General features: G+C 45.5%; 18 protein-coding genes and 2 pseudogenes (1 of these 20 only partly in view). 6 read left to right on the forward strand and 14 right to left on the reverse strand.

Translation table 11 applies throughout. The annotated features are described in order from the left end of the window. A protein-coding gene (locus VRK_RS03865; RefSeq protein WP_059120177.1) for a non-ribosomal peptide synthetase crosses the window boundary here: on the forward strand, window positions 1-3674 show its 3' portion. Its footprint begins 11014 nt before the window's first position; the window shows 3674 of its 14688 coding nt (coding positions 11015-14688); its start codon lies beyond the left edge, outside the window; it ends in the stop codon at window positions 3672-3674. 126 nt (window positions 3675-3800) lie between these two features. On the opposite strand, the gene VRK_RS03870 is transcribed toward VRK_RS03865, so the two are convergent. Continuing rightward, on the reverse strand, window positions 3801-4343 hold the full coding sequence (locus VRK_RS03870) for an RNA-binding S4 domain-containing protein (protein WP_059120178.1): 543 nt from the start codon (window positions 4341-4343) through the stop codon (window positions 3801-3803). A 203-nt stretch (window positions 4344-4546) separates the two neighbouring features. Here VRK_RS03870 and VRK_RS20830 point away from each other — a divergent pair, with 203 nt between their 5' ends. Further along, the gene (locus VRK_RS20830; protein WP_157371844.1) at window positions 4547-4693 is read left to right on the forward strand and encodes a hypothetical protein; all 147 of its coding nucleotides are present in this window, start codon (window positions 4547-4549) and stop codon (window positions 4691-4693) included. Window positions 4694-4788: 95 nt separating this feature from the next. Here VRK_RS20830 and VRK_RS03875 read toward each other — a convergent pair whose 3' ends face one another. Then, complete coding sequence (locus VRK_RS03875) at window positions 4789-6333, reverse strand: methyl-accepting chemotaxis protein (RefSeq protein ID WP_059122636.1); 1545 nt, start codon at window positions 6331-6333, stop codon at window positions 4789-4791. A 320-nt stretch (window positions 6334-6653) separates the two neighbouring features. On the opposite strand from VRK_RS03875, the gene licT reads away from it, so the two are divergent. Both licT and VRK_RS03885 read left to right on the forward strand, forming a co-directional pair. Beyond that, a complete protein-coding gene (licT, locus tag VRK_RS03880) occupies window positions 6654-7508 on the forward strand; it encodes a BglG family transcription antiterminator LicT (RefSeq protein WP_231735733.1) in 855 nt (284 codons plus the stop codon). A gap of 18 nt (window positions 7509-7526) precedes the next feature. Beyond that, a complete protein-coding gene (locus VRK_RS03885; RefSeq protein ID WP_157371845.1) occupies window positions 7527-9551 on the forward strand; it encodes a beta-glucoside-specific PTS transporter subunit IIABC in 2025 nt (674 codons plus the stop codon). A gap of 346 nt (window positions 9552-9897) precedes the next feature. On the opposite strand, the gene VRK_RS03890 is transcribed toward VRK_RS03885, so the two are convergent. Further along, complete coding sequence (locus tag VRK_RS03890; RefSeq protein ID WP_197413052.1) at window positions 9898-10821, reverse strand: DMT family transporter; 924 nt, start codon at window positions 10819-10821, stop codon at window positions 9898-9900. Between the two features lie 177 nt (window positions 10822-10998). On the opposite strand from VRK_RS03890, the gene VRK_RS03895 reads away from it, so the two are divergent. Further along, window positions 10999-11868 (forward strand): AraC family transcriptional regulator, encoded by an 870-nt coding sequence (locus VRK_RS03895; protein WP_059120182.1) that lies wholly within the window; start codon window positions 10999-11001, stop codon window positions 11866-11868. Between the two features lie 102 nt (window positions 11869-11970). Here VRK_RS03895 and VRK_RS03900 read toward each other — a convergent pair whose 3' ends face one another. The 7 genes from VRK_RS03900 to VRK_RS03930 all read right to left on the reverse strand — a co-directional run bounded on the left by VRK_RS03900 (window position 11971) and on the right by VRK_RS03930 (window position 16927). Further along, entirely contained in the window at window positions 11971-12534 is a 564-nt protein-coding gene (locus VRK_RS03900; RefSeq protein ID WP_059120183.1) for a P-loop nucleotide/nucleoside kinase family protein, read from the reverse strand. Next, on the reverse strand, window positions 12531-12968 hold the full coding sequence (locus VRK_RS03905) for a PTS sugar transporter subunit IIA (RefSeq protein ID WP_059120184.1): 438 nt from the start codon (window positions 12966-12968) through the stop codon (window positions 12531-12533). The genes VRK_RS03900 and VRK_RS03905 overlap by 4 nt, the downstream gene beginning before the upstream one ends. 12 nt (window positions 12969-12980) lie before the next feature. Beyond that, on the reverse strand, window positions 12981-13244 hold the full coding sequence (locus tag VRK_RS03910) for a hypothetical protein (RefSeq protein ID WP_059120185.1): 264 nt from the start codon (window positions 13242-13244) through the stop codon (window positions 12981-12983). Window positions 13245-13302: 58 nt separating this feature from the next. After that, window positions 13303-14145 carry a class II fructose-bisphosphate aldolase gene (locus VRK_RS03915; RefSeq protein ID WP_059120186.1) on the reverse strand — a complete coding sequence of 281 codons (843 nt, stop codon included), beginning with the start codon at window positions 14143-14145 and terminating at the stop codon, window positions 13303-13305. Continuing rightward, window positions 14132-15505, reverse strand: coding sequence for a PTS sugar transporter subunit IIC (locus tag VRK_RS03920; RefSeq protein ID WP_059120187.1), 1374 nt, complete (start codon window positions 15503-15505; stop codon window positions 14132-14134). Before VRK_RS03920 ends, VRK_RS03915 begins: the two co-directional genes overlap by 14 nt. A gap of 98 nt (window positions 15506-15603) precedes the next feature. Continuing rightward, entirely contained in the window at window positions 15604-15897 is a 294-nt protein-coding gene (locus VRK_RS03925; protein WP_059120188.1) for a PTS sugar transporter subunit IIB, read from the reverse strand. Between the two features lie 49 nt (window positions 15898-15946). After that, on the reverse strand, window positions 15947-16927 hold the full coding sequence (locus VRK_RS03930) for a 6-phosphofructokinase (protein WP_059120189.1): 981 nt from the start codon (window positions 16925-16927) through the stop codon (window positions 15947-15949). A gap of 340 nt (window positions 16928-17267) precedes the next feature. Between VRK_RS03930 and VRK_RS03940 the strand changes: the two are divergent. Continuing rightward, window positions 17268-18393, forward strand: a pseudogene (locus VRK_RS03940) (IS3 family transposase). A 435-nt stretch (window positions 18394-18828) separates the two neighbouring features. Here the strand turns inward: VRK_RS03940 and VRK_RS03945 are convergent. The 4 genes and pseudogenes from VRK_RS03945 to VRK_RS03965 all read right to left on the reverse strand — a co-directional run bounded on the left by VRK_RS03945 (window position 18829) and on the right by VRK_RS03965 (window position 22946). After that, complete coding sequence (locus VRK_RS03945; protein ID WP_059120191.1) at window positions 18829-19311, reverse strand: helix-turn-helix transcriptional regulator; 483 nt, start codon at window positions 19309-19311, stop codon at window positions 18829-18831. Continuing rightward, window positions 19296-20661 (reverse strand): annotated as a pseudogene (locus VRK_RS03950) (type II toxin-antitoxin system HipA family toxin). Before VRK_RS03950 ends, VRK_RS03945 begins: the two are co-directional and overlap by 16 nt. Before the next feature lie 496 nt (window positions 20662-21157). Next, complete coding sequence (locus tag VRK_RS03955; RefSeq protein WP_059120192.1) at window positions 21158-21940, reverse strand: metallophosphoesterase; 783 nt, start codon at window positions 21938-21940, stop codon at window positions 21158-21160. 652 nt (window positions 21941-22592) lie between these two features. Continuing rightward, on the reverse strand, window positions 22593-22946 hold the full coding sequence (locus VRK_RS03965) for an HVO_A0114 family putative DNA-binding protein (RefSeq protein ID WP_231735734.1): 354 nt from the start codon (window positions 22944-22946) through the stop codon (window positions 22593-22595). Window positions 22947-23305 lie beyond the last annotated feature (359 nt).

Genomic DNA, 23305 nt, shown 5'->3' on the forward strand with positions numbered 1-23305 from the left:
ATCTGCGCGGATTTGAAACACCGGTAGCGTTACCTGCCGGAACGCCCGGTGACGCATTTGAGCTGTTTGATCATCGTCTGAGTGAAACGCTTACCTCAGGGGTGAAGTCGCTGTGTCGGACACATGGGGTGACTTTGAACTCAGTGCTTCAGGCCGCGTGGGCTCTGACGCTCTCTCATCACAGCGGACAGCACGATATTGTGTTCGGCATGACTACGTCCGGGCGTCCTGCTGAGTTGCCGCAAGCGCAGCGAATTATTGGTATTTTCATTAATACTATCGCAGTGCGAATGACGTTACAGGCCGATCAGACGCTGGCGCAACTGCTGGAACTGGCACACCGTCAGGGCGTTGAGCTACGTGAGCATGAATGTCTGCCGCTGGTGGACATTACCGCACAGAGTGAGTTGGCTCAGAACGGCTCATTGCGGGGACAGTCGCTTTTTGATGCGCTGTTGGTGTTTGAAAATGAAGCGCTCGGAGAGGGGGCTGGCAAGACGGGGAATCACGGTTTGTCAGTTACACCGTTACAGGCCTATGAGCGGAATAATTACCCATTGACACTGACGGTAATGCCCCATGACGCGCTGATAATGCGGATGGGGTGCGACGGCAAACGGGTTTCTCTTCAAGCGGCGAAGGCGATGCTTTCGACCTTGGAACAAGTTCTGTCTGCTTTCACCACGGCTCAGGGCTGTGACATGTTGGCGGATATTGGTCGCCAGTGGATTGCTTCTGATGTCGGTTTCCGGGGCGAAGCGGTTACGCTGGATCAATGGCATCTTGGTGCGGGAATTTTGTCTGACTGGACACGTAAACGAGAGCGTGTTGCGGTGTCCGGTGCGGACGGACAGCTGACTTATGGTGAGCTGCTGGAACGGACGTTGCACCTCGCCCATGCATTACGATGCCGGGGCGTTGATAGCCACAGTCGAGTGGTGGTGTGTCATGCTCGTCAGACTGACATGTTAGTTGCGTTGCTGGGCGTTTATGCGGCCGGTGCCAGTTATGTGCCGCTGGATCCGTCTCAGCCTCAAGCACGCTTGCAACTGATCCTTGAAGAGACGTCACCGGACTTGATCTTGAATGATGGTTCAGTGACGCTCGGCGATATTGATCTCAACCATAGCGTTGCATCACTGATTGCGGCCACGCCGTTCAGTGACGCTGATCGCGAGCAAGCGTTGACACGTTTGACGCAGCAAGATCAAGGCTTGGCCTATACCATCTTCACTTCCGGCTCAACCGGGCGGCCGAAAGGCGTCCAGATCCCACGGACGGCACTGAGTAATTTCTTGCACAGTATGGTATCAGTTACTCAAATCACGGAAGCCGATAAATTACTGGCGGTCACCACCGTCGGGTTTGATATTGCGGTGTTGGAACTGTTCGTGCCGCTGCTTGTCGGGGCGCAGGTGGTAATTGCTGATGAAGCCATGGTGCGTGATGGCGCGGCGTTATCTGCATGTCTGCAAAAACAGGGAATTTCCATCATGCAGGCGACACCGATGACGTGGCAGATGTTAATGGATCAACCGTCGCAAAACTGGTCGCACTTAACGGCCTTGGTCGGCGGGGAAGCACTGCCTCCCGCCTTAGCTGAAGCGATGATCTCTCGTGGTGCTCGCCTGCTGAACATGTATGGCCCGACGGAAACCACAGTCTGGTCATCTTGTGCCGAAATCACGCCGGATAATATGGCACAGCCACCGCTGGGCCGGCCGATTACCAATACACAATTGTATGTTCTGGATGCATGGCACAATCCGGTGGCTTTCGGCGCAGAAGGGGAGTTATACATCGGTGGTGACGGGGTGTCGCTGGGGTATCTCAACCGGGCAGACTTGACTGCCGGAGTTTTCCTGCCGGATCCGTTTGCGCGCCGTGCTGACGCAGTCATGTATAAAACCGGGGATCGGGTGCGATTGTCGGTTGATGGCGAACTATTCTATGTCGGCCGGACTGATTTTCAGATCAAGTTGCGCGGTTACCGGATTGAGACCGGTGAGATTGAAGCGCGGCTCGGCGCTATCGAGGGGATTCGCGAAGCAGTGGTCAGCCTCTGTTATGCTAATACCGAGAAAGTGTGTTTAGTCGGTTATGTCACCGTTAATGCCGCTGTTAATCAGGCTGATGATGTGATGAGCAGCGAGTCTATTTTGTCATCGCTTAAGCGTGTGCTGCCTGCGTATATGGTGCCTCAGCACATCGTTTATCTGGCGCAGATGCCGCTCAATGCAAACGATAAGATAGATCGCAAAGCCCTGCCTGAACCACAGTTATCAGGCGTTATCTCGGCAAAGAAAACCGCGCCGCAGACACCGGTTGAGATCGCGCTTGCTCAAGCTTGGCAGTTACTGCTTGGTACTGAAACAGTCTATCGGGAAGATGACTTCTTTACGCTGGGCGGCAACTCGCTACTGGCCGGCCGGTTGGTGGCGATGCTTCGGCGTCAGTGGGCACTGACATTGCCACTCACGGCCGTGTTCCGTCACTCTGAGTTGCAGGCATTAGCGCTGCATGTTGAAGCAGAACCGATACAGGCGGAGGTTAACAAGCCGGACAACGAATGCCACGCAGACGCAGCACTACTGGTTCCGATGAATGCTCAGGCTGAAACCAATTTGCTCACTTGTCAGGCGCGGGATAACGTATTTCTGCTCCATCCTGCCGGCGGGATTGTTCGTGCTTATCAGGCGATGGTGCAACAGTTCGGTAATCGTTTCCCGGTTTATGGTATTGAATCACCACAACTGCATGGCCTCAGCGCATCTGATTCACCAAATCTTGAGCAACTGGCTGAACGCTATGTCACGCTGATTCGCAGTGTACAACCTCACGGGCCTTATCGCTTGGTGGGCTGGTCTTTCGGTGCATGGCTGGCAATGGCAATCGCACATCGGCTCGAAACGCTTAATGAGATGGTCGAGCCGGTGACGATTATCGATGCCCGGGCCGATGTCGATAAAGCGCGTTTGCAAGTGCCGGAACTCAACCAGATCTCGCGTTATTTGGCCTGCCTCAATCATCGCCATCGGACGTTATTGCTGGACAATCATCTGGCGGAACTGACATTGCTGGAGCAGACGTTAACTGGACAGACGCTGTTGGCAGGACAGACGCTGTTAGCAGGACAGAGGGTGCAACCGGATCCGGAACCATCATCAGGTGGGGGATTATCGCGTCTGTCCCCGCAAGATTCGCAGGGCTTTGAGGCGTCTGTCCCCGTAAGTGCATCTCTCGGCATTAAACCGTCTGTCCCCGCAAGCACGGAGGCAGCGCAAGGGTGTCTGTCCCCGCAAGAGCAGGACTTGTTTGTGTTCGATACGCTGGCGCAGTTGTTGGGTGAGACGGCGCTTTTGGATAATGAAGCAGCAGACCGGACGTTACGCTTGATGCAGATGCAGTTATTGATGCAAAGCCATCGGTTGATGCGTGAACATGTGCTGCGGCCGGTTGCCGCACCGTTGCAGGTGTTTTGGTCGAGTCAGACGCTTGAGGGATCCCGCTATCAGCAAGGCGCGGATGCCGGAGAGTGGGATGGTTATGGTCAGGTACAGTCGCAAGTGTTCTCCGGGGATCATGACAGCATCGTGCGTGAGCCGCGTGTCGCTGAGCAGATACTCGCTGGTATCCTGAATTCAGCTATCGCGGTCAGTGATGATATGAGCTAAGTGATATTCTGAGCTTGTGTATGACTCAAGAGAGCCCGACCATGTCGGGCTCTCTTGATAACTGCTATCACCAGCTCTTCATTACCAATGCGCTGTGACTTCATCAGCCAACCCCACGTCATCGCATTAGAAAAATTTAATCGAGTTGCGTCCACTAACCGCATCACGTTCAGTGGTTTTTTTATCCGGTTCAGGCTGATTATTTTTTCCCGTGGTTGAGCTATTCGGATTGGTCTTTTGCTGTTTTGGCTGCGGTGGATTTTTTTTCGCTGTGGGACTTTTCGCTCGGTTATTTTTGCTTTTACGCGGCGAAATATTTTCTGAATCTGTTGTCTGAGATGTCTTTTTACGAGCCGGACTCGGCTTCTTCCGAACGGGCGCAGACTGAGATGGCTCAGCCACAGGGACATCACAAATCACCAGATAATACTCACCGTTAAACTCGACGAGATCACCGTCATAGATTTTACAGCGTTTGCGCCGTTCGACCTCACCATTGACCACAACATATCCCTCAGCAATCGCATATTTGGCTTCTCCGCCACCACTGAGCACATTGGCTAATTTCAGAACTTTATATAGTTCTATGGGCTGATGGTTGACTTCAATGCCAATCGCTTCGATTTCAATTTCTGCCGCTTCATCAGCGTGGTTGTCATGGTTTTGCATAGCTAAATTCTGAGAGATGATTTTGGGGAGAGTGTATCGGTTTGTCGGAGAAAGTGACAATGCTATTTATCGAAAATAGTAATAGTGGTCGGGAGAGATATTTTTCACATTTTAATTATTTGTTTTAAAAGTAATTTTTGTTTTAGATATTCACTTGGTTTATTATTGGACTCCTTTTATTTAACACAATATATGGCGTGAATATGAAGAAACAAGTAAAAGTACAAGTGGCAGCAGGAAGTGAAGCATTTTTGAATACCGATGGTCAGGTGTCGCTGTTCTATTCAACGAACACCACTGAGAATACCGGGGGACATCAGGTGAGCTTTAGTCGCGTTAATCTTGATTAAAGTATTGGTTAAGTGACGTTTTGGTTCAGCCTCTGATAAAACGTCAAACATCCGGATAGCGGTCATGCTGTCCGGATGTTTGACGCTGAGTATGATTACGAATGACTAAATTGTTGCACCAGTCGTTGCAGGCTTTCCAGACGAGTTACAAGGGTATGCGTCCGTTCAACCGATGATGATGAGAGTGATTTTGTCGATTGAATCGCATCATTCATCCGCATCACATGTGCGTTGATCCCTTGGGTCACTTGTACTTGTTCGGTGATGGCTTGTGCCGTGTACGCACTTTGCTCGCCGATGGAGACTAAATCACTCACTATTGCCTCGAATGATTCCTTGCTTTGTTGTGATTTGACGACGCTTTGTTCTGAAGCCTTGACGCCTTCCGTCATTAACTGTCCCGTCTTATTGACGGTGGTTTGCAGCACTTCAATCTTTGAGCGGATGTCTCCGACAGACGTACTTGTTTTGGCTGATAAGGCACGGACTTCATCTGCGACCACCGCAAAGCCCCGCCCATGCTCACCGGCTCTGGCTGCTTCAATCGCAGCATTGAGGGCCAATAAGTTGGTTTGCTCTGCAATGCCTTGAATCATTTCCAGAATCGTTTCGATGCCATCAACATCGCTATACAGTTGGTCCAGCGCAGTTTTTGAATGTTCTAAATGTTGACTCAACAGATGAACGGTCCGGACTGCTTCATCAATGGTCTGAGTGCCTTCCTGCGCTTTGTTTTGTGCATCGTTCGCAAATTCTGCACTCTGTTTCGCCTGTTTGGAGACTTCATCAATTGAGGTCTGCATTTCTTCAGCTGAAACGGCCATCGCACTGGTGGCTATTTCCTGTTCGTTCAGCTCTCGATCAATCAACTGGCGGTTGTGGACTTCTTCATTGGCTGCCTGAAGCAGAGTGCCGGACGTTTCTTTGGCTCGTGCGGTTACCGCTCTCAACTCTGCACGCTTCATCAGCAGTGCCAGCTCAATGCGGGAGAGATCATCACAATGGCCTGTATATGGTTGTTCCATGAGGGGGTTGTTGTAATGATCCTGAGCCAGTTTATTCAAGGTGGTCATGCGTTGTTTCAGTTGCAATGAACAGGCAATCTGGAGCAGAAACAATGGGAGCATCACCCCGAGCGTGATGGGGAGCGAAAAGAGCTTAAACGCGAAAGCAAGCAGGGTTGCAAGTTGTATGAATGTGACTCCCAGCAAGAGACTGAACCATGGGATACGTCTAATGGTGACCGGGCCTTTTTTCAAGCGCTGATACAGAGAGGTTGCCCGTGAAATCTGCTCATCCGTAGGCTGTGTTCTGACGGATTGATATTCGTAGATTTTCCCATCTTTGCCCATAATGGGGGTGACAAAAGCAGAGACCCAATAATGGCCGGAATTTTTACACTGATTCTTGACCAGTCCCATCCAACTTTTACCCGATTGGATATACTCCCACAGCTGGCTAAAAGCTGCCCGCGGCATGTCATGATGGCGAATGACATTATGTGGTTTACCGAGGAGTTCCGTTTGTTGATAACCGGCAATGCGGCAAAAATCGGCGTTGCAGTCGGTGATATGGCTGTCGGGGGATGTAGTTGATATGAGGCTGTCATGCTCTGAAAAACTGACTCTTTTATCTGTCATCGTAATCTCTTTACTATCGATCTGTCCGTGATGATTCATGCAGTGTTTTGTGTTTAAGCGCATTCATTTGCATAGAGTTATAATTCTATCAAATAAACATGACAGGATGTTGATATGGGTCATCAAGTGGATCGCTATTTATACTGTGCTGTGCAGCACAGTTAAATGGTCTTTCATTGATAGTGTCCCAAATTACATGCTATGTTGACACTGAACATGGATTGCTAATGCATAAGCATGCAAAACCTGAAGATTTCAAAGCATTTGCGACCCGCATTGTTTTGCAATCTTCAGGTTTTTTTATATAAAAACGAGTTTGGATGAACATGCAGGTTGAAAAAGTACTCAATAATAATGTGATTATCTCTGTTGATGAGCATGGGCACGAAGTAGTGGTGATGGGCAAAGGGATTGGCTTTCAAATGAAGAAAGGCATGCCGATTCATCAACAGCTGATTGAAAAAGTATTTACCCTGACCAAGACTGACGATAAAGCACTCGACGCGCGTTATCACGAACTGCTGGGAAAAATTCCTTTAGAACTGCTTTCTGTGACGGAATCAATCGTGAGCTTAGCAGAACGGGATTTACCGGGACAGTTACATCCGAGTGTACGTATTTCATTGGCTGATCACTTGTTCTTTGCACTGGAGCGAATGGTGAAAGGGCAGCAGATCAAAAATGCGATGTTATGGGAAATCCGGCAACTTTATCCGCAGGAATACCGGGTCGGCCTTGAAGCATTACAATTATTGAAGGAAGCTTCGGGGATTCAGTTTGATGAAGATGAAGCGGGCTTTATCTCGTTGCATTTAGTGAATGCGCAGCTCAATGAAGATATGAACAATACCATCAGTGTGACTAATCTGATTCGTGATATTGTGCAGATGATCCAGTACCAGATGCAAATCAGTCTCGATGAAAATAGTACCGATTTTCAACGATTAGTGACCCATTTGAAATTTTTTGCGCATCGACTCATTCATAAGACAACAATTCAATCAGATGATGACTCACTGTTTATCTCTATTAAAGAAAAATATCCACAATCATTTGATTGTACAAAGAAAATTGGGCAGTACGTCGCGAAAAAATATCAACATGAGATGACTTCAGAAGAGATGATGTTTCTGACGATACATATAGAGCGGGTCAGACGGGCAGCTCATCCATGATTGCAGAGAAAAGATGAAATGAATCATTATCAGCAACTGGCGAGCCAGATTCTTATCTTTGTCGGTGGTGCGAATAATATTAAAAGTGTCGTTCATTGTACGACACGTCTGCGTTTTGTGTTGAAAAATGAAGAGAAAGTCGCAGGTGAAAAACTCCTTGAACTGCCGGATATTGTCACGGTGATGAAGAGTCTGGGCCAGTATCATGTTGTGCTCGGTGGGCATGTCGCCCCAATCTATCATGAGCTACTGGTGCTGTTAGGTGAAAACGTAGAAGAGAAGCACGTTCACGGATTTTTTAACCAGTCCATCGATATCATTACCAGCATTTTTACACCGTTACTCGGATTGTTAGCGGGTGCCGGCATTCTCAAAGGGATGTTGACGTTATTTTCCACACTCGGTTGGCTCGACACGGATAGCGGTGTGTATCGTTTACTGAATCTTGCATCGACATCAACCTTCATCTTTCTGCCGATTTTTCTGGGCTTTACCGCTGCCAAAAAATTTAAGGGACGTCCGTTTGTGGGGATGGCAATCGGTGCTGCCATGGTTCACCCTGATATTACCAGCACCGCCGGTTTATTTTTCTCACCAAGTGCTTATAGCAGTCAGACGCTCGATACGTTTTTAGGCTTACCCATTTATTATATTGATTATTCATCGAGTGTTCTGCCAGTGATACTTGCGGCTTGGATGAATGCGAAACTTGAGCGTTGGCTCGCGAAATACATAACGTTTTCTTTTGCAGATTTACTGATCCCCATACTGTGTCTTGCTGTGACTGTCCCGATGACGTTTATTTTGATCGGACCTTTTTCATCCTGGATCGCCTTTGAAATATCATGGCTGATTATTTCTCTGTATCAGGTTGGTCCCGGGATTGCCGGATTACTGATGGGGGCGATTTGGGAAATCCTTGTTGTGTTTGGCATCCATTGGGGGCTGGTGCCAGCAATAATGAATAATCTTTCTGTCTATGGCTATGATGTGTTGGTGCCTTTGCTGATGACCGCAGTCTTCGGGCAGGCCGGTGCTTGTCTCGGACTGTTTTTTCGTGAAAAAGATCGGAAGCGGAAAGGACTATTGGGTTCTGCTTCTGTCACGGCATTTTTTGGGATTACGGAGCCTGCGGTGTATGGATTTACGTTACCTAATAAACGGCCTTTTCTGTTTGGGTGTCTGGGCGGTGCTTTAGGTGGGTTGTTGGTCGGTCTTTATCAAACCAAAGTGTATTCCATGGGAATCATGAGCCTGTTTACTATGGCACAAATTATTCCTGAACATGGGATTGATGCCACCGTTTATGCCGCTTTAGCTGCCAATATCATTGCCGCATTATCTGCGGGGTACTTGAGTTATTATTTTTCCGGTCAGCCTGCTTTGAAAGCGCCTGATCCCCGGAATAACGCTGATGTTAACAAAGATCATGCGCAAGCCAGCACATGCTCACCAGAGCCGGAAGTCCAGCATACTTCTGAGACATCAGCAGTTAAGACACAACCAATTAAGCAGCAACTAATTAAGAAAAAATCGAAATCAATGGCTGCTGATGAATCGGTTCAAAGTGCATTCAGTGAAACAATTTTTTCTCCTTTATCCGGAGAGATTCTTCCGCTGGAAGAGTCGGCAGATTCGATTTTTGCGATGGGGATTTTAGGGGCGGGAATTGTGATTATTCCTGACAGCGGCACCGTGTATGCGCCGATCGATGGTGAAGTGGTCTCCGATTTTAATGGCGGTCATGCGATTGGTCTCAAAACTCAGCAGGGCGTGGAAGTCTTTATTCATATTGGCATTGATACGGTAAAACTGGAAGGGATGCATTTTTCCGCGGCATTGCCAAAAGGAACGCAGGTGAAGCAAGGGCAACCGCTCATCGATTTTGACTATGCGGCGATTTCTGCGATGGGATATGACTTAGAGACGGTGGTGATTATCAAAAATGCCGAGGAGTATGCTGCTGAAGTGATATGTCATGCTCAGAAGGGAGACCCGATTGAACATGGCACAATGTTACTGACCATTCGGGCCGAGCATTGATGATTACAGCTTCAGAAGCTGTTTCCGTGTGGGATAGACGAAGTGATCACAGGAATAGATATCACCATTGTGTTCAATGGCAAGAGTTCAATGGCAACGGCCTTACCGCAGACTGCACATTGACACACTTCTGCGATTCGTGATTAAACATAATCGAGATGATATTTTCAAAACTGATCAAACGGTACATTCAACAGTATTGTGCGTGTTTGTCTGTAAATTGTTACTGTCAGTATAGTCAGAGCTTTCTACTTTCAGAGCTTTCCGTCACTGTATGCCGTTGCATGGTCGGGAAAGCTCATCAAGACGAGAGAAATGCTCGATGATTTCTCGGGAGCCGGGCAAATTAATTCATGATGGTTTCTCGTCGAGGCTTCGGCACCGTTTTAAATTTAAAAAACATCACGATATTACCGGACAGAATCAGCACTAAGCCAATCACGGCTGTTTGCGTCCAGAGATAGCCTTCAAATAGCGTTGAGATTGATAACGCCACTAACGGAAATAATATCGTCGCATAAGCCGCAGAACCTGTACCGATGCGCCCCACCAGCGCAAAGTAAGCGCCAAAGCCAATCACGGTGCCAAAAATAGCCAAATAAAATAAGGCGCCGATATAGCTGACGGTTGTTTCAATGGTGAAATGCGTGCCGGTGACCCCAATGATCAGTAGCATGGTGAGTGCGCCATAGAGCATCGCATAGGCATTGGTTGATAATACATCGAGCCCTCTTTTTTGATGGCGGGCACTGATCATATTACCGATCGAAAAGCCGTAGGTTCCCAGCAAACACAGGCTGATGCCGAACAGGGTTGATGTATCAAAATCATTGACTAATAAACTCTCCCAGAACAGACAAACGATCCCTGAGATACCGATCAGACTTGCAAACACGAGTCGATAGGTAATCCGTTGGCCGAGAAATATCACACCATTGATCGCGTTAAACACAATCGCCATTGAAAATAAAACCGATTCTAAGCCACTGTTGATGTAGTGATTGGCTGAGTAAAAACATAAGAAATTCAAACAAAAGACGCACATCCCCTGAAGCAGACAAAAGAGATGATCGCGTCGATTGATGGCTTGCAGTTTGCCTGACCATTTCAGGATGAGCATGAGCAGACAGGAAGCAATTGCAAAGCGGTAGAATACCGAAATCATCGCGGGGACGTCGCCCGTTTGGAGTGCAATCGCAAACCAGGTTGTCCCCCAGATGAGGACAGTGATGAGATAGAGTGAGCCGTTGACCATGTTGGTTTTATCCATTTGAACTGTATTGCGACGATTTTAGCGGGGTTGCCATCATTGGGATTACAGGGGCTTGCTGATAATTTACATATTCTTGCGCATTTTTACGACCAGTCCGTAGCGATCGGTTTGCCTGCCCTGATGATAAACCATAAACTAGTCGATGACTGAGGTTGACAGCGGAGAAGATGAGCCATGTCTAAGCCGTACCAGATGATTGAGTGCTTGCAAAACCATAAGGCGCAGCGATTAGATTCAACTGTACTTGAAAACGGGACCGGGGTGACATCCTGGACGAATCAATATGCGATGATTGATGTGAATGCACCGGATCATCATACCTTGAGTTTATATATCAAAGATGGTTACCAGTCCTTCCTGAAAACCCCGCACGGCTGGCGCAACGGTGGCAAGCCGGATCGGTTGTGTCTGATGCCCAAAGATTATTCGTCCATCTGGGATATTCGCGGGTCATTATCGTTTGTTCACTTTTATTTTACTGACCGGCACTTAAAACAGGTGGCGGAATCGGTCTGGGATAAAAGTCCCTACGGAATTAGTATCGATGAACGTATTTTTGTCGATGATCCGCAAGTTACCACGCTGTATCGGCAATTCTTATTGAATCTGAGTTGGAATGATTCCGCTGACCGCTTAGCGCTGAGTTCAGCGACGACATTATTGTTAACGCACTTAGTTCGCCACTACACCAATTTTAAATGGAATCCGGTACAAGTCATCGGTGGACTTGCGCCTTTCCAGCTCGCCAGAGTGAAAGCCTATATTGAGGCGAATCTCAGCGACGGCATCCAACTTTCTGATTTGGCCGCAGTGGCGAATTTAAGTGAATATCATTTTGCACGAATGTTTAAACAATCCGTCGGGCTGGCACCGCATCAATACGTGATGCAGCAGCGCTTACTGTTGGCAAAAACATTGCTGAAAAAAACCGACCTGTCTTTAGTGACCATCGCTTTGCAGTGTGGCTTCAGTTCATCGGGGCATTTTTCCAATCGGTTTAAACTGGCCAGCGGATGCACCCCAAGCCAATACCGGTACCGTTAGATCCATCCGTAACAAGTGATACGAGTCTGTAATGCCATCGGGTTCAGTCAACATGTCATATGTGGATGCCCCACGATAGCAGGGCGGTTGGGGATCGTTCTGTTAATAGTTGATGGTTTGTTTGACGGGGGAGAGGGTTGCCATCAGTGCGGTGATCTCGGACAACAGCTCGGTGTGACTCGGTGTGTCATCCTGATCCAGCCAAATCAGCTCACCAATGTTCATCGGTTTCGCTTGTTGGGCTAACGTTTCAAGTTCTGGCAGATATTCAGCACCGGGGTGACCTTTGCGTCGGTAGGGTAAACGCTGCTTATAACGTTCAACCACCGTCTCCGGAGACACTTGGTTCCACACTTCGATCACATGATGAATTTTGGATTCATCCACATACCGGAGCAGTTCCTCTTTGGGGCGGAAACCAAACCAGGCATCGACCACATAAACACATTCGTCGGGGGCTTGGGCTATTGTGTTCCAAATGACTTGATAAGCGGCCTGACCGAGTCTGCGGTTGAGTTTGCGATCTACATCGCTATAGAGACCCATAAACGGCTCTTTAATGGTATCGATCGACAGATAGGGGCAGGTAAAGTATTCGGCAATTTTTGTTGCAGTCGTACTTTTGCCTGAAGCTGGGATTCCATTAACAAGAATGACAGTTTTCATAGTAAATTCAGCACCTCTTCTTTCGTCGTCGCATGTTTTAATTTATCTCGAATTTTTTCATCGCTAAGCAGTTCAAAAATAGGTCGTAGTCCGTGTTCGATATGACTGTGACCATCTAAAGCACACAACATGATAATGAGATCAACTTCAGGACTTGATTGGATGGTGAGCGGATGTTTGAGTGTGACTAAACTAAAACCGAGGCGGTTTACACCGTCTTCAGGTCGCGCATGGGGTAACGCAAAACGTTCATCTTCAAAAACGTAATAAGGCCCGGTTTCTTCAGTCGTCGTTTTAATTGCATTTAAATAAGAGAGATTGATAAATTGATGATCCAACAGTGGGCGAGCCGCGATATCGAGTGCATCTTGCCAGTCTTTCGCATCCACTTGTAATTGGATCGCATCGGCTTCAACTAAAAGCTCTTTCAGCATAATGTTTCCTTCTCAGAAATTTTTCCGCGCAGCATTTCTAAGTTCGTTCATTTTGTTAAAAATATCGTTGACGCTATCTTTGTATGAAGGAACTTGCGAATAAATCGAGGCAGCTTGTGTATATTTAACTAATAGAGTTCGCTGTAGCGTAATATCATCCGGTTCTAAGGCATACCGCTCTTCTAATTGCAAAATTTCCTGATGAATTGCAACTGCCTGACTTTCGGTCATCTCATTCTTTTCATGACCGGCGAATAACTTTTTAAGGAATTGCATACGTGCCCTCCTCAATTGCCCCACCGGAGTGGGGCACATAATCGTGATTTAAGTTATGTTATTGAAATAAACGCATCTTCTCAGCAATGACTTCTCTGACGGCTTTACGCGCGGGAATAAAGAACTTGCGCACCGAGTCGTCTACTTTGCCGCTGGAGAAGGTATCCTGACAGTGTTTCACCCATTGAACATTCATTTCGGTGCCGACATTGACTTTATCCATCCCGTGACGAATGACATCACGCATATCTTCATCACTGACACCGGTACCGCCATGGAGAACCAGAGACTTGTCTACGGCTTGATGGATTTCTTCCAATAGTGCGTGCTGAATATTGGTTTTTGCGGTGTAAGACCCGTGCACCGTGCCGATACTGACGGCCAGCATATCAACATCAGCCTCACGGACAAACTGAGTCGCCTCCGCTACCGTCGTAAAAGCGATGTCACTGTCGGCAACGGCTTTACCATCTTCCGCACCGCCAATGGCGCCTAATTCTGCCTCGACAGTGACATTAAACTGACGAGCGTATTCCAGAACGATATTGGTATTGGCAATGTTTTCCTCTAACGGTAAATGTGAACCATCGTACATCACACTGCTGAAACCACTGTCGATGGCTTTTTTGATGTCATCGATATTTGAGCAGTGATCCAGATGTAAACAGGTTGGCACATCGTGTGTTTCAGCCAAGGCTTTGATCGAACCAACCAGTAACTCACGGCCTAAATATTCCGCAGTGCCCGTTGAAATTTGGATCATCAACGGTGAGTGAGTATCGAGCGCTGCTTCAAAATAAGCGGGTAGCATTTCAAGGCAGTGCAAGTTAAATGAACCCACCGCATGAAAACCACGTCGTTGTGCAATGGGAAAGAGTTCTTTGAAATTAAACAGTTTCATTGGCGATATCCTTTTTATCTTCAGAGCGAGAAAGAGATTTGTTCACGAAATAGGTAATAGCGATAACAAAGACGATGAACGTCACCACAAATCCCCAGTTGCCGTTGAAAGCGTTGCCGAGCAGCAAACCGGATGAAATGACATCGGAGTCACTGAAGGTCACACCGACAAAACCATAGGTTTCGAGGAGAGGGATCAGAATGGCTGGCAAGAAAGTGATGAATAAGCCGTGGACGACGCCACCGATAATGGCACCACGTCTGCCGCCAATTGCGTTACCGAAAATGCCCGCTGTACCACCGGCGAAGAAGTTGGTTAATAATCCCGGCAGGATCATGGCGAGCCCGAACATCGGGAACAGCAACATACCAATCACCGTGCCCACGGTGGTGGACAGGAAGCCCAAAATGACGGCATTCGGTGCATAAGGGAACAGCACCGGGCAATCTAATGCAGGCTTGGCATTGGGCACCAAACGCATCGCGATACCTTGGAATGCAGGGACCAATTCTTGCAGTAACAGGCGTACCCCGGAGTAGAGCACAAAGACACCGGCGACAAATACCATCGCTTGCATAAACGCATACATCAGGTAATTCATGCCGTTAGAGTATTTCGCAATGTATTCAGGGCCTGCAGCGATTGCAGGAATGAGATACATCGGGATCATCACCACGGCCATCGACAAGTAGGTATCATTCAAAAAAGAGAATGCTTTCGGCAGTTGAATGTCTTCGGTTGACTTGGAGTTTTTGCCGACTACTTTCGCGACAGCGGCCTGAACCATATAACCAATGGTACAGAAGTGCCCCAGCGCGATACTGTCGTTACCGGTGATACGGCGTACCACGGGTTGTGCGATAGCGGGCATGGCAACCGCCATAATGCCGCCAAAAATCCCACCGGTCAGGATCAGGGGGAGTCCGGTTAATCCGGCTTTGTAGCCAATGACGGCACCAATGGTACTCATCCATAGCAACGCCTGACCGGTGAGGAATATATATTTCCAGGGCGTGAAGCGGGCGATCAAAATATTGGTGGCAAATATCACCAAGAGTGTTAAAGCCACTTCACTACCTAACTGTTTGTTGGCAACACCCGCAATCGCAGCGACATCGGTAATATAGCCAGACATCCCGAAGCCCGTGGTAAAAATTTGGTTTAGAAAGGTAAGGGTTTCGACAATAATATTAATGCCGGCCATCATCACTAAAAAGCCAAGCATAGTTTTGAATGTACCTTCAAAAATTTTGCCGTAGGTTTTTTTCTGTAATATCAGACCCATCATTGCAATAAATGCGATGAGTATTGATGCCTGACCTAATAAGTCTTTAACAATAAATTCGAAAAAGGCGCTCATAATATGTGCTCCATTTTAAATGATAGGGTACCAATAGCTTAATTTTGCATTAAGCTATGTTTAGGTGTTATATAAATAAAACAGGTGGAGAAATATTATTATTTGTGATTAAAAAATTTATTTAATTTCTCTTCCATTTCATTACTATCTGTAAATTTCTGGATGGTAATTATCTTCTCGGCATCCTCAGGAGAGGCGCTTGCTTTTATTGCGTCGGAGAATGAACTTGAGGTAATAATCGCATCAGGTTTTAATGCTAAAACTTCTGATACAGTTGTATGGTTTAAACTAAAATCAATACCGAGCTTTTCTAGTACGGGCTTTGCTGTCATTTCTAACGCAAAACTAGAGCCTAAACCACAACCGCACACACACCATATGTTATAAGTCATGAGCTAATCCTTCTTCATGTTCTACCTTTCATCACGTAATATTATTTTTTCATATAATTTCTAATTGTTTTGCTAATTTAAAATAGTGACCTTCCTTATCAATTGTCCGGTTTTGCATTGTATTGAGGTCAACCGGTATCGGTTTATTACTGGAGTTGATAACAATCACTTTGTTAGCCATTCCACTCTTTATACAGCGTACGACTTCGCTGGCGGCAATCGTACCTTGATAAATTTCTTCAGTTGTCGGATTTCCGTTTCTTAAACCAAACCCTAATGTGGTCTTTCTTATTCTGATACCAATTAACGGTTCTAACTGTTCTGCCACGGTATCAATAGCACCCTGAAATCCGGGGGTATATTCATGGGTATAACTTTCGGCACATAAAATAATTACGCTATTTTGAATGGCTAATTTCTCTTTAATTCGACTGGCTAATTCTTCAGTCGGGATCATATGCTCAGGAATTAAAGCAAAATCAGCATTCGATTTTATCGCGGACTGAAGGGTTAATTCGCCACAATACGCTCCGAGCACTTCAACCAGAAATACCCGATTAGGGAGAGCCCGACCTGTGTTTCTTAATTTGGTGACTTCATGTAAAACTTCTTCACAGGCGGTTGAAAATCCAATCGTATATTCAGACCCTTCCAAATCATTATCAACCGTCATTCCGACGCCGAAACAGTTCACACCGTATTGACTGAGTTTGTGGAGAAACTTCATCGAACCGTCCCCGCCCGCCAAAATCAGCACGGATATTTTTTCCTTCTTCAAACGTGTTGCGATGAGGTCATATTCTTTCGGGTTTAAATACCGCTCAGAACGACCTGAAGAAATAATCGGCATTGAAGAAATCGAGTAATCAATCAAATCACGGTAGCTGATATCAATCTTGCTGCCGTTAAGCAGCCCGTAGATGCCGCCGTTAAAAATCGTAATATCCGCACCGGATAGTCTAGCCACCTGAAAGATAAAGTTATTGATACCAGCGCCATCTCCGCCGCTAATCACGATACCAATTTTCATAGGTTTCTCCTTATTTTGTTATGGCTTGATTATTAAACACTCAATAAGGGTTTGTTGTGATCTAGATCGACAAAAATCAGATCAAAAAATAATCTATGGATAAAAGAGATCTAGATCACTGCTATTTATTGTGACTTAAATCACGTAAATATATTGTTTGTTATTGAGTTGTTAAATTTGGTGGTGATGCATATACGAGGAAGTATGGATTGATGGGGCTGAGTTTCTCCAAACAAGTACAACATATATCAAGTGGTGATCACTTTTACGATTTATACTGATCCGCACCAGCAGTTTTGGACACTGAGTTAAGTGAGTAAAATCACTAACGAGGTGAACTATGACAAACAAGAAAAAACGTATTATCCATTCTCCTGAATTTAAAGCCGAAACTCTGACGCTAGCAGAGAAAGTGGGAGTCGCTGCGGCAGCAAGACAGCTCTCCTTACATGAATCTCAGATCTATGCTTGGCGAAAGACTGTAAAGAAATACACCACAGCCAGTCAGCGAGAACAAGAGCTAGCCGCTGAAGTAGCCAAGCTCAAAAGACAGTTGGCAGAACAAGCGGAAGAGCTAGATATCGTAAAAAAGGCCGCCACCTACTTCGCGAAAAATCTAAAGTAGATTGCTATGAATTCATGCTCGAACACCTGCTGTGCTTCAGTGTTGTCCGCATGGTTAAGGTGTTCAAGGTCTCTCGAAGTGGGTTTTATTATTGGATTAAGCATCGCCACAAGGCTATTCAACTCGCCAAGAGTTTGAGATGCTTTTGACAACAGTAAGGGGCGAGATGGTTCAAGGCGCATCCAGAAAGAGCTGGCTGAGAACGGTGATAGTCATAATGTTAAAACCATTGCAGCTAGCATGAAGCGTCAGGATTTAACGCCGAGCGGCACGCAAGTTTAAGTGTACAACGGACAGCAAGCATAAGATGCCTGTAGCTCCAAACTTGCTAGCTCAGGACTTTAATGCAACGGGCCCGAATCAAAAATGGGCGGGAGATATCACGTACCTTGCCACAAGCGAAGGCTGGCTATATTTGGCTGTTATCATTGACCTTTACTCACGACAAATAATCGGTTGGTCGATGGATACGAGGATGACGGCAACACTGGTCTGCGATGCATTATCAATGGCTCTGTTCCGTCGAGGCTTCCCAGAGGAAGTTATTGTTCATAGTGATCGTGGTAGCCAGTATTGCTCGAAAGATTATCGAGACCTCATAACTGCTTATAATCTAAAACAAAGTATGAGCAGGAAAGGAAACTGCTGGGACAATGCTTGTGTTGAGAGCTTCTTCCATTCTATGAAAGTGGAAGCGATTCAATACGAACCGATAATGACCAGAGATGAGATGCGCCAAACGGTCTTCGAGTACATAGAGGTTGATTATAATCGGATGAGAAGGCACAGTGCTCTTGGGTATCTAAGCCCAGTTAACTTTGAACAACAAAATGTCGCTTAATGAAGTGTTCAGTCTAGCTGGAGCAGATCAATGATGTTGTTTGTCTTGCCATAGGGATACTCTTTTAGGAACACTGAAAACGGGAATTTTGGTTGGTGTTCCTAAAAATGCTGGATTTTGCAAATCTAGTCTGGACTGTTAAAGACTATGATGCATCGTAAGTCATTGATTTTAGTTGTTACAGGCAAGAAAAAAGACGCCCGAGGACGTCTTTAAGCTTTGATTTGGTGGGCTGGCGGGAGTCGAAATGTTTTCTCAATTTTTATGAATTCAGTAACTTATATCGATGTTACCAATTTGGTGTTGCATCAAATGTTACATCAATTTCCTGCTTCAAAAGGAACTGAACCCGCGTCCACATATTTCTAATTCATTTAAAAAGATTGAGTTCTTATGACAATTCAATCTAAAACAAGAAAGCTGATACAGGACATTTTACCCAGCCTCACCATCTATGAGTAGCGATTTTAACACATCGGGAGAAGAGGGGAGCAGTCCGACTTTTAAGCCAAATGGTTTGAATACCTTGTTGAGAATCTCTGTATTGTAGCTGCCCCGATCATTCTCTATATCTGAGAGTGTTTTTCTTGAGACATCGACAAGTCTTGCGAACACATCCTGTTTGAGTCCCAGTATATTAATGCGTAAACTTTTCAACGCTTGGCCTTGTGTTAGCTCTCCAAGCAATAAGTGTTTGATGATTTTGTTTGCCTCGGTTTTGCGTTCTGCTGCACTTACTGCTTTGGCGTTTTTTGAGGTTTTCGATCTAGTCGGAGTATTAAGTTGCGATCGTTCTTTGGTCGAATGAGTTGCATTCGTCCCAGTCTTGGGCTGATGTTGATTTCGGTTTGCTCTTAGACGAGCCACCGTATCTTGTACGGACTCTTTATTGCTTGGCTTATTCATAGTAGCCCCCATTTAGTGAGCTTTTCTGGATATATGAATTAAGTCCAACAGGCTGGCATCTCCAAGATTTGTTCTGGTACTCCTCGTAACGCTAGTCTCTGCTTTAAGTCAATGCATTTACTTGCAGTAACCTCTAGCTCTTGTAATAACACTTCTTTTGGCACGAGATCAGATAAGGTGTCCGCTATTCCGACGAAGTCGTAAGTTCCGCCAACCTCTAGTGGGGCTTTCCATTTTGTTGTTCTTGGAATGCCTTCAGGATCAGCTTTCATTGGTGCGAAGTCGTAAACGGGAGCAAGCTTTATGACTCCATCACCTTTTAAGAATGAAGTGTTTCTGCCATGGTTATCACTATTACCAAACAAGATGTTGAGTAGATCTCTCTTCACCCATTCAATGACGAAAGCCTGGGTATCAAACCTATACCTTTGGTGTTTAACCATATTGCTTTCAGTAATTTTTTCTATGAGAGTTCGGATTGTTGTTTCGTGATCAAGAGTGACCCCAGCGCCTTTGTTCAAAATGGAATACACAGATTCCATGCCAAATCTCTCTATTTGTTGCTCAATTAATTTGAACATCAAATCGAGGAAGCCACAAGGAAGGGTAGTTTAATCCTTCCTCCAAGCGCATACCGTCGGTGGAGATCGTTTCAACTCCCATTTCAGTTAGCTCGTGGTAGAAGTAGAACTCAGCTCTTAGAATATTACAGTCGATGGTGCTTCTTGAGCCTCTAGGGTACTTTACTAAGTAATGTAAGTCGTGGTTGCTATTGTCATCTTGGTATGGATCAATCCATATTTTTTCGCTGCCAGATCCATGATCGAAACCACATCTGAGGATCAGTTTTGGCGCTTCACCTCCAGCCCCAGTTGCACCACCTGCGGCTGCCCCTCTTTGCTGTGCGTAGTCGAGGAAATCACCTGCTCGATTTTTAACATCATCAACAGAGAAGTAGAGGTTGTCTGCTACTTCGTAGCGCTCAGGAAGAGAGTCTTTTACTCTTAAGTTACCAATAGGCGACATTGTGCCAAACTTGAGCAAAACATAGTCTTGTTCATCAGAACTAAGGTCTTCAATATCTAGGTGTTTGACCCAGTATCGTCTACTAGCGCCACTAGGCATAATATCGTCTAGAAACTTTAACCATCCAGGTTTACCCATGTCATCAAAAAAGAATGAGACAGGGTGGTTTAGTGAAACAGCGTGAAAGTCATCTTTATCGTGATGTTCTAGCGCATAGTCGCTGAGGTAGTTGAGTTCAGTCACTCGGAAATTATGTTGGCTACTTTTAGGGAATGAGATGATACCAATATCTATCCATTCACCTCTGATAAAAGCTTCTAGGGTTAGTTCTTCCATCGACAACACCTCTACTTATCAATGAGTAAAACTTTACTCTTAAAGTTATTTTTTTTCAAGTTATGAGTAAAATCTTACTCATTAGTGTGTAAGGAAACTCTTTATAAGTAAATAATTACTCATAGCCTGCAAGTCAAAATTGTTGATGAGCAGAATGGATTGTTTTAGCTGTGAAAGCTGCGATAGGGAGTGGGGCGTTAATTGTTTGTTCAGTGATGCAGGTTGTTCATAATAAATGAACAGTTGCCTTAAATGAACAAAATGAATGAGGAGATTAAGAATGGCTGCTACATACAAAAATACAGTTTATACACTTTAATGCGCGTAAAAGTGTTTGATAGTTGCTTTTTAATGCGCATAAAAGTGTTGATGACTGTGCAGATAGATGATGAATCTGTACATAATTCCTAGGGCCTTATTCACAAGGTGATCAATGCTCGAAGTTAAGAAAGCCCTAGCGGACTTTCAGATGCCGAAGTCTATTGTTGGCTAGCTCTTATAGGTAATAAGCTTTATTAGTAAGTAATCCACTGGTTAAGCGGACAGAACCCTTGGGGTTAGAAATGAATGTGGTACTACCGTCAGCGATCACTTTCTCTACAGCATCATGTTGATGCCCTGCAACCCAATACCTAGCTCTTGAGATCAACTCATTACTCAACCCTGCATGATAATACGGAGCATAATCGCTGCTGGCATTTTGCTCGAAAGCAAAAGCTTCTTTAGAGGGAAGGTGGTGAGATATTGCTAGATCAACTTTCTCTGGAAAGTTGTTAATGAATGCTTTGTGCTGCTCTTCAATCATAGAGCGGCCAATAAACTTAGTGTCGTTCATCAACTCAGAATATGCATTTACAAGCTCGACCGAATAGGTGTGAATGGGAAACCAAAGGGTTCCACCGAAGATAGTGTATCCGTCCAACTCAATCGACTCATTATTCAAAAAGAACAGGTTTTCAGTGGTATCGCTATGAGCCTTAAGCTTTGCTAATACTGAACTCTTAGAAACGTTGAGAGAACCTGAGTTAGTACTAGATTCGCACTCACTTGTATATCGGTAGGATTTACTCGTATTGCTATACCATTCATGGTTTCCTGCAATCATGATGACCGCCTTAAAGTGGCGGCAAAGTACATTCTTTACGTATGCTATGCCTGATAGACCGTTTGCCGTGTCACCAGCAACGACCAACGTGGCTTCTTTATCGAAGTCATGCCAAAAATCGCGGCGTATTCCGTGAATATCCAAGTGTAGGTCAGAAACAACGTAAAACTTCAAACTATCATGGCCTTAAGATTGATTGACTACTCCATGGTACATTGGTTAGTTGGATTAGAGAAGTGAGCATATACGCTAAGTATTTTAACACCAGTAGCTTCAAGTGGAGCTTCTATGCAGGGTAATGACTGGACGCTTTGTTTGATTTATCGGCACTAAGATTTAGACACTAACTTTTAGTGTCTAAATCTTAGTGGTTTATAACCATTTGAAATTAATAATTTTTATTGAAAATTATTAAGGTTCTTTGCTGAGGCAACTTCTCAGAGGCTGGCGAGAGTGTAATTGTGCTACAGCCGTGTGTACGGCAGGCATTTTTATGAGCGAGGCTGATATGAAGAGCGAGGCTAAGGCTACAAGAAGTGATAACGAGCAAGCCGACTTAAATGATAGTGACGTTGCGCTAGATGGAATTATCAACTTGCTCGATTACGGTATCTCTACCAACACAGGCAAGGTAATTTGAAGTAACTGAAGCCCTCACAGAGCAGTTGGAAGAGATCATTGGTGACGAGCAGGTTGACCTAGACGGAAAGTATTAGAACAACCCCTATTTGAGGCTGCACAGCATAAAACTGTTCTTTTTAAGCGGCATACGCCGCAGTAACGAGTGATGGACATCATGCACAATAGCTTTCTTGCAGTGTATTCTCTAATTCTTTGCCGAGAATAATCTCAAAGTCAGTAAATAGAGCGATAGGTCGGCAAGCATCCCCTTTCCCTCGAACTGGATAAATCCTTTTGATGATAAGGCGTCGATTTTTCGTGACAGTTCGTGGATATGATGACCGCTAATCTCCGCAAGATCAGCTAGAGTTTCAGGCTTTTCTCTACTGATCAGCAGCATTAGTTCGATATTCTCATTACATAGTAGCTTTGAAGCTTCATTTAGTGACGTGAACCAAAATGTAGGTAGATGCTTATTATGGCTAATGTTGCCTGCGGCCACACTAATCATGTGCCTACGAATGAGATCTTCCGATGCAACCCCAATGCGAGCTGTCATGAGTATCCTTCTCAGAACGAAGTAATAGAACCCTAGTGTATACGACGCTGTTCTGAAAGAAAAAGTGGATAGTTATATTCGCTATGTGAATGGACGCCACTTTCATGACAGAGAGGTCAAGAGAAACAACGATATCCTATTCTCATCGATCCCCTTTCGATTCAGCGACCTAAGGTCTACGAGCGATCGTATCCATAAAAGCCCAGGTACAGGAGCGAGCAGAACGAGATACGTTAGCGGTTAGATGGAATAGAAGAACAACGATACCAAAGCACTGTAAATGGTTATTAACTAACTGATATTAATAGAAATTGTGATATGTTGCGATCACGTAACCTTTGACCGATCATAAACATCGT

It is taken from the genome of Vibrio sp. MEBiC08052, from assembly GCF_001506075.1.
GTDB lineage: Bacteria > Pseudomonadota > Gammaproteobacteria > Enterobacterales > Vibrionaceae > Vibrio.